The sequence below is a fragment of the Vibrio viridaestus genome (assembly GCF_003856525.1).
GTDB classification, from domain to species: Bacteria; Pseudomonadota; Gammaproteobacteria; order Enterobacterales; family Vibrionaceae; genus Vibrio; species Vibrio viridaestus.
Map to the genome: position 1 here is coordinate 1 of NZ_RJVQ01000022.1, position 6013 is coordinate 6013.

At 40.9% G+C, this 6013-nt stretch carries 6 protein-coding genes and 4 tRNA genes; 3 read left to right on the plus strand and 7 right to left on the minus strand.

All coding sequences use genetic code 11. From position 1 onward, the window contains the following. The 5 genes from EES38_RS21495 to EES38_RS21515 all read right to left on the minus strand — a co-directional run. The coding region (locus EES38_RS21495) for a GTP-binding protein (RefSeq protein WP_243694244.1) at positions 1-149 on the minus strand (149 nt) is incomplete at its 3' end. Positions 150-249: 100 nt separating this feature from the next. Continuing rightward, a tRNA-Thr gene (locus EES38_RS21500) sits at positions 250-325 on the minus strand. A gap of 11 nt (positions 326-336) precedes the next feature. Beyond that, positions 337-411, minus strand: a tRNA-Gly gene (locus tag EES38_RS21505). A 34-nt stretch (positions 412-445) separates the two neighbouring features. Beyond that, positions 446-530, minus strand: a tRNA-Tyr gene (locus EES38_RS21510). 35 nt (positions 531-565) lie between these two features. Further along, positions 566-641 (minus strand) — tRNA-Thr (locus EES38_RS21515). Positions 642-843: 202 nt separating this feature from the next. Between EES38_RS21515 and coaA the strand changes: the two genes are divergently transcribed. Next, complete coding sequence (coaA, locus tag EES38_RS21520; protein WP_124939265.1) at positions 844-1767, plus strand: type I pantothenate kinase; 924 nt, start codon at positions 844-846, stop codon at positions 1765-1767. 7 nt (positions 1768-1774) lie between these two features. Here the strand turns inward: coaA and birA are convergent, their stop codons facing one another. Both birA and murB read right to left on the minus strand, forming a co-directional pair. Continuing rightward, positions 1775-2740 (minus strand): bifunctional biotin--[acetyl-CoA-carboxylase] ligase/biotin operon repressor BirA, encoded by a 966-nt coding sequence (birA, locus tag EES38_RS21525; protein ID WP_124939266.1) that lies wholly within the window; start codon positions 2738-2740, stop codon positions 1775-1777. 4 nt (positions 2741-2744) lie between these two features. Beyond that, a complete protein-coding gene (gene murB, locus EES38_RS21530; RefSeq protein WP_124939267.1) occupies positions 2745-3779 on the minus strand; it encodes a UDP-N-acetylmuramate dehydrogenase in 1035 nt (344 codons plus the stop codon). 55 nt (positions 3780-3834) lie between these two features. Here murB and EES38_RS21535 point away from each other — a divergent pair, with 55 nt between their 5' ends. Continuing rightward, positions 3835-4266, plus strand: a complete 432-nt coding sequence (locus EES38_RS21535; protein WP_124939268.1) for a GNAT family N-acetyltransferase — start codon at positions 3835-3837, stop codon at positions 4264-4266. 101 nt (positions 4267-4367) lie between these two features. Continuing rightward, positions 4368-5708 carry a CDP-diacylglycerol--serine O-phosphatidyltransferase gene (gene pssA, locus EES38_RS21540; RefSeq protein ID WP_124939269.1) on the plus strand — a complete coding sequence of 447 codons (1341 nt, stop codon included), beginning with the start codon at positions 4368-4370 and terminating at the stop codon, positions 5706-5708. The last annotated feature ends 305 nt before the right edge of the window (positions 5709-6013 follow it).

The following is a 6013-nucleotide window of genomic DNA, read 5'->3' on the forward strand; positions in this document are numbered from 1 at the left end:
ATAGATGCGAAGTCACGAGCTGCACCACCGTAAGTTTTAGATAGTACTGTACAGATAGCTGCTGTTAGAGTTGTTTTACCGTGGTCAACGTGGCCGATAGTACCAACGTTTACGTGCGGTTTCGTACGTTCAAATTTTTCTTTAGACATGAGTTGTCCCTCTAGGTACGGATTAAGGTGGCAAAAATGACCACGCAACCAAAGTTTATTGGTAATAAAGTATATATCAAAAGGAAAAATTTGCTTAGAGTGGTGCTGATACCCAGAATCGAACTGGGGACCTCATCCTTACCAAGGATGCGCTCTACCGACTGAGCTATATCAGCACTCGAAAGATTGGAGCGGGCAGCGGGAATCGAACCCGCATCATCAGCTTGGAAGGCTGAGGTAATAGCCATTATACGATGCCCGCACACGTAACTCTGAGAGCTATTTCCTTAAGAATATGGTGGAGGGGGACGGATTCGAACCATCGAAGGCGGAGCCGGCAGATTTACAGTCTGCTCCCTTTGGCCACTCGGGAACCCCTCCAAAACTTTAAGCATTTTCTCTCATTTAGGAGAAAATGGTGCCGACTACCGGAATCGAACTGGTGACCTACTGATTACAAGTCAGTTGCTCTACCTACTGAGCTAAGTCGGCACAAGTGGGGCGCATTCTATTGAATGATTTATTGGCTTGCAACCCTTAAAGCAAAAAAATTACTAAAATATTCATCTTTTTGTTTAATCGTTGCTTTTTGCATCAATTTTTGTTGTAAAGCAATGCGAAAACTAACTTCTCGGTTGCTTTATCTGCTCCTTGAGGTATTTTGCTCTCTATTCCTTAATTCCAGAGTACGAAGATGAGCCCATTCCTTTCATTTTCCAGAGAACAATGGTCCCACCTGCGCGACAGTGTTCCAATGACTTTGTCAGAAGAAGATCTGCTAGAGCTACAAGGGATCAACGAAAACCTGACGATGAAAGAAGCAGTAGAGATTTATCTACCGCTTGCTCGTCTATTGAACCTCTATGTAGCTGCACGCCAAAGTAGGAACTCAGTTCTGCATGAATTTCTCGGGAATGATGAAATTTCTCCGCCATTCATTATTGGTATAGCAGGAAGTGTCGCAGTTGGCAAAAGTACTACCGCCCGTATCTTACGAGCCCTACTTGCGCGCTGGGGTAATCATACGAATGTCGAATTGATTACAACTGATGGTTTCCTCTATCCAAACGATATCCTTCTGGAAAAAGGAATAATGCATAAGAAAGGATTCCCTGAGTCCTATGATATAAAAAGATTAGTTGAGTTTGTTTCTGATGTAAAAGCTTGCAAACCCAATGTGGCAGCACCGATTTATTCACATATTACGTACAACATCACCGACGAAATCAAAGTGGTCGACGTACCAGATATCCTCATAATCGAAGGGCTAAACGTTCTGCAAAGTGGGATGGACTATCCTCATGCGCCTCACCGCGTATTCATTTCTGATTTTCTCGACTTTTCTATCTTTGTTGATGCTCCGCCACAACTAATTGAAAAGTGGTATATCGAGCGTTTCATGAAATTCAGAGACAGTGCATTTAAACAACCAGGCTCTTACTTTAGCCACTATACGGATCTAACTGAAGAGCAATCAATCTCTAAGGCACAGAACATTTGGCACGCCATCAACGGTAAGAATCTTCGCCAAAATATATTACCAACTCGTGGCCGCGCCCAATTGATTTTGACCAAGGGCGCAAACCATACAGTTGAAGAGATTCTGTTACGCAAATAACGTGATATTAGTCGTTTTTACGGAGTGATATCTCACCACCGATATAAGATTCAATACCCGATTCTGTCTCAAGTATAATGGCACCACGAGAGTCAATACCCTTATCAATCCCCGTTATTTCTTGACTTCCCATAATAAGTTTAACCGGGCGATCGATAAAGTTATCAAGTTTGTTCCACCGAGCAACAAATGCTGACATCCCTTGCGCTTCATAGTCATTTAGTACCTTGTGCCAATGATGGATAATCTTCGCAGCTAATTTGTTTCTATCTACGGAGTCTCCGCCTAGAACTTCTTTTATTGATGTCCAAGGCTGATCTATTGGGCTGTTTTGGTCACGTTGCATTGTTAGATTCATCCCCATTCCAATGATAAGATGAGCTGCACCTCCTGCCTGTCCTGACATTTCTACCAGAATGCCGGCGAGCTTTTTATCATTGAAATACAGATCATTAGGCCACTTGAGCTTTACTCCTGATATACCTAGTTCATCTAGCGCATCAATAACGGCAATTCCGACGACTAGACTCAGTCCCATAGCTCCGGCTATACCTGCTTCGAGATTCCAATACATAGACATGTATAGATTCGCCCCAAAAGGAGAGTACCATTGTCGGCCTCGTCGACCTCTTCCCTGCTCCTGATATTCTGCCAAACAAACGGTGCCTGAACTCAATTCATTGGTTCGTTCCATTAAATACTGGTTAGTCGAGTCGATAACAGGATGTAAGTAAAATGGCGTGGATATGTGAGATTCGAGAAAGTCTTTATCCAACAAATTCATAGGTTGAGCCAATTGATAGCCTTTCCCCTGAATACGAAAGATATCAACGCCCCACTCTTGTATTCCTTTTATATGCTTACTGATAGCAGCCCGAGAAATACTTAATGAAGCACCTAGCGCTTCTCCCGAATAAAAAGAGCCATCAGAGAGCGCTTTCAGTAAAGCAATTTTAACACTGTGATCTTTCACTTACTTAATCCATAAAATTTTGTAAAAAGACTTCATTTGCCGCGCCAATAAAACGCACCTCATGCTCTAAAGAAATACCGTATTCTTCAAACACACGACTCTTCACTAATTTCGCAAGTTGAATCACATCTTGAGAAGTAGCGTTATGGGCATTTATCAGTACTAAAGCTTGATTTTCATGAACACATGCACCGTTAACACAAATACCTTTTAAACCACACTGATCTATCAACCATCCGGCAGCAACTTTGATACCATTGTTCCCAGGGTAAGACACAATACCCGGATATCGTACTTTTAGGTCATCAAACTGATCCGCTGGAATAATCGGATTTTTAAAAAAACTACCAGCGTTACCAGTCACATTCGGATCCGGTAATTTTTCCTGACGAATTTTGCAAATGATATCGTAGATATCTTTACTTGAACTGTTGGAATCAAGTGTTTGTAGCGGCCCATAACCAAGAACCAGGGCTTTGCTTTTCGAAAGGCAAAAACCTACTTTGGTAACAAAGGCCTGCTCTTTTAGAGTATGTTTAAAAATAGAATCTCTATATCCAAATTGACACTCCTCGGCAGTTATGCGAGAACATTCGAATGTATTCAGATCGAGGTATTCAACATAGGAACAGACATCTTTTAACTCAACACCATAAGCTCCAATATTTTGTACCGGAGCACTACCTACACAACCAGGAATTAGCGCCAGATTTTCTAGTCCCGTAATGCCTTGATTGACAATGTACTCCACAAATGATGGCCAATCCTCACCACCACTTACATGCAGATGAACGTCATTCTGGTGTTCTTCAATCTCTAATCCCAGTAGTCGATTAATGATAACAACACCATTAAAATGCTCGGTAAAGAGGACGTTACTGCCTTTACCAAGAATTAATTTTGGTAGTTTTTCCCAAGCCCTTTCTTGATAGACATGCTTGATATCATCAATACTGCTCACTTCTACAACTACGTCGGCAGTTTGTTCTACTGCGAATGTGTGATAAGGCTTTAAACTCGCGTTTTTATATATTTGCATACGATTCTTTACTTCAAATACACTAACCGCATTCTACAACAGAAAAGACTGGCTAATGGAAAAATTAGAATTTGAACAATTAGATCCCTTAAAACTGCCGTTAATCCAGCGTTTTTACAAGCAGTATTATCCATCGACAAAACCCAAGCGTGACGAAATTATCATCATAGCTCGCGATACTATGGCCCATAATATCGTGGCTGTTGTTAGATTCAGGCAAGTAGATACACTCTGTCTGCTGACAGGCATGGCCGTTATGGACAAAAAAAGGGGACGTGGTATTGGTTCAGCCTTGCTCAACTACTGTAAAAAGCAGAAATATTTAACACCTGATGTATACTGCTTCTCTTACTGCCACCTCGAACATTTTTATCATCGGGCTGGTTTCCATACAATTAGTAATGACTTACTTCCTCCCACTCTTAGTCAATTGTATCAACGTTATACAAATAGTGGAAAATCACTCATTGCTATGCAATATTTGTAGAAATACAACATATTTCCTTAGCTTGAGTAGCTTTTACAAAGCTGAATTTGTTAGTATCAGTCATTCGCAACTTTGCAAGAAATTAAGGTATTACACTAAACATGATCGCTCGTAGAAATCCGTTCGAACTACTACCTACCGTTGCGCTCAAGCCAGATCACTTCGAAGCACTGTATTCAGCAGAACAATATCGAGAATATCTCATTGAATCGATTAGAAAAGCCAGTAAGCGAATATATATCGTTGCGCTGTATCTCGAAGCAGATGAAGCAGGTAGAGAAATCCTGACAGAATTATACGAAGCAAAGCAGAGAAACCCTGGGCTTGATATTCAGGTTTGTGTCGACTGGCACAGAGCCCAACGAGGACTTATTGGTGCAGAGAAATCGCAAGGTAACTCCGCAATGTATCAAGAGTTCGCCAATAAATACGATCATAAGATCGCTGTTCACGGTATTCCTGTTCGCGGTAGAGAAGTATTTGGTGTATTACACTTAAAGGGATTCATTATTGATGACAAAGTTATCTATAGTGGAGCGAGCCTGAATAATGTTTATTTGAACTTTAAAGAACGTTATCGCTATGACAGATACCACGTGTTGGAAAATAAAACGCTCGCTGACTCTATGGTTGAGTTTATTAATAACGCCATTCTTTCACATTCAGCTGTCAACGATCTGACCGATAACGATCGCCCAACGACGAAAGAGTTGAAACCCATAATACGTCAGTTTCGAAATGCATTAGCTCAAGCTAGCTATCAGTTTATACCAGAGGCTGTTAGTGACAATGAAGTCGCAGTGACGCCAATGGTAGGACTTGGGAAAAGACGTAACCGACTTAATAAGCATATTGTTCATTTAATTGCTCAGGCAAAAGAAGAAATCTTCATTTGCACACCCTATTTTAACTTTCCAAAAAGTGTTTCCTCTCAAGTTAAAAAGGCATTAAGAAGAGGAGTAAAAGTTCATATTATTGTTGGTGATAAAACTGCCAATGACTTTTACATCCCACCTAGCCAACCGTTTAAAACGATCGGTGGTTTACCTTATCTGTATGAGCTCAACCTACGACGTTTTGCAAAATTAAATGAAGCTAAAATAGCCAGTCGTCAGCTTTCCATTCATTTGTGGAAACACGATGACAATAGCTTTCACTTAAAAGGTATTTGGGTTGATAAAAAGTACATGTTACTTACAGGGAATAACCTTAATCCGAGGGCTTGGAAGCTAGATCTTGAAAATGGTTTGCTAATCCAAGATAAGCAGCAACATCTGGTTGATAAATTTGAGCAGGAGTTTAGTTGCATCCTTCAACACACACAATTGGTGTGTACTTACAAACAAATTGAACCCCTTGAAGATTACCCTCAGGCAGTACAACGCTTGGTTAAGAAGATCTTACGGATCAAAGCAGATCGAATCCTAAAACAAATTCTTTAGTTAGGAATAAATACCGGACGATTCTTTTGTTGTGCGATTGAGTTGTCCGATACTCTGATGGTGATAGGTGAGTCTGATGATGAGTGACTATCACTCGGCTCTTGCTTGGCCCCGACTCAGTGGCCTGACTGGCGTCTTACTTTTTACTCTCTTTCTTTTTAGATGAACCGACTTTGTTACCGGCCAGGTCATAATCACTTTTTAGATAAAATGCGCTGTACGCGAATGCACCCCACATAGTCTTTCTCCTTATCTTAATAGTTTGGTTGGTTGTCTTACGCTTTTTTCACGTCGACTTTTTGTGC

Coding starts and splice junctions, on each gene's coding strand:
- EES38_RS21535 (WP_124939268.1), top strand. CDS start 3,835: ATGGAAAAATTAGAATTTGAACAATTAGATCCCTTAAAACTGCCGTTA.
- murB (WP_124939267.1), bottom strand. CDS start 3,779: ATGCAAATATATAAAAACGCGAGTTTAAAGCCTTATCACACATTCGCA.
- pssA (WP_124939269.1), top strand. CDS start 4,368: ATGATCGCTCGTAGAAATCCGTTCGAACTACTACCTACCGTTGCGCTC.
- coaA (WP_124939265.1), top strand. CDS start 844: ATGAGCCCATTCCTTTCATTTTCCAGAGAACAATGGTCCCACCTGCGC.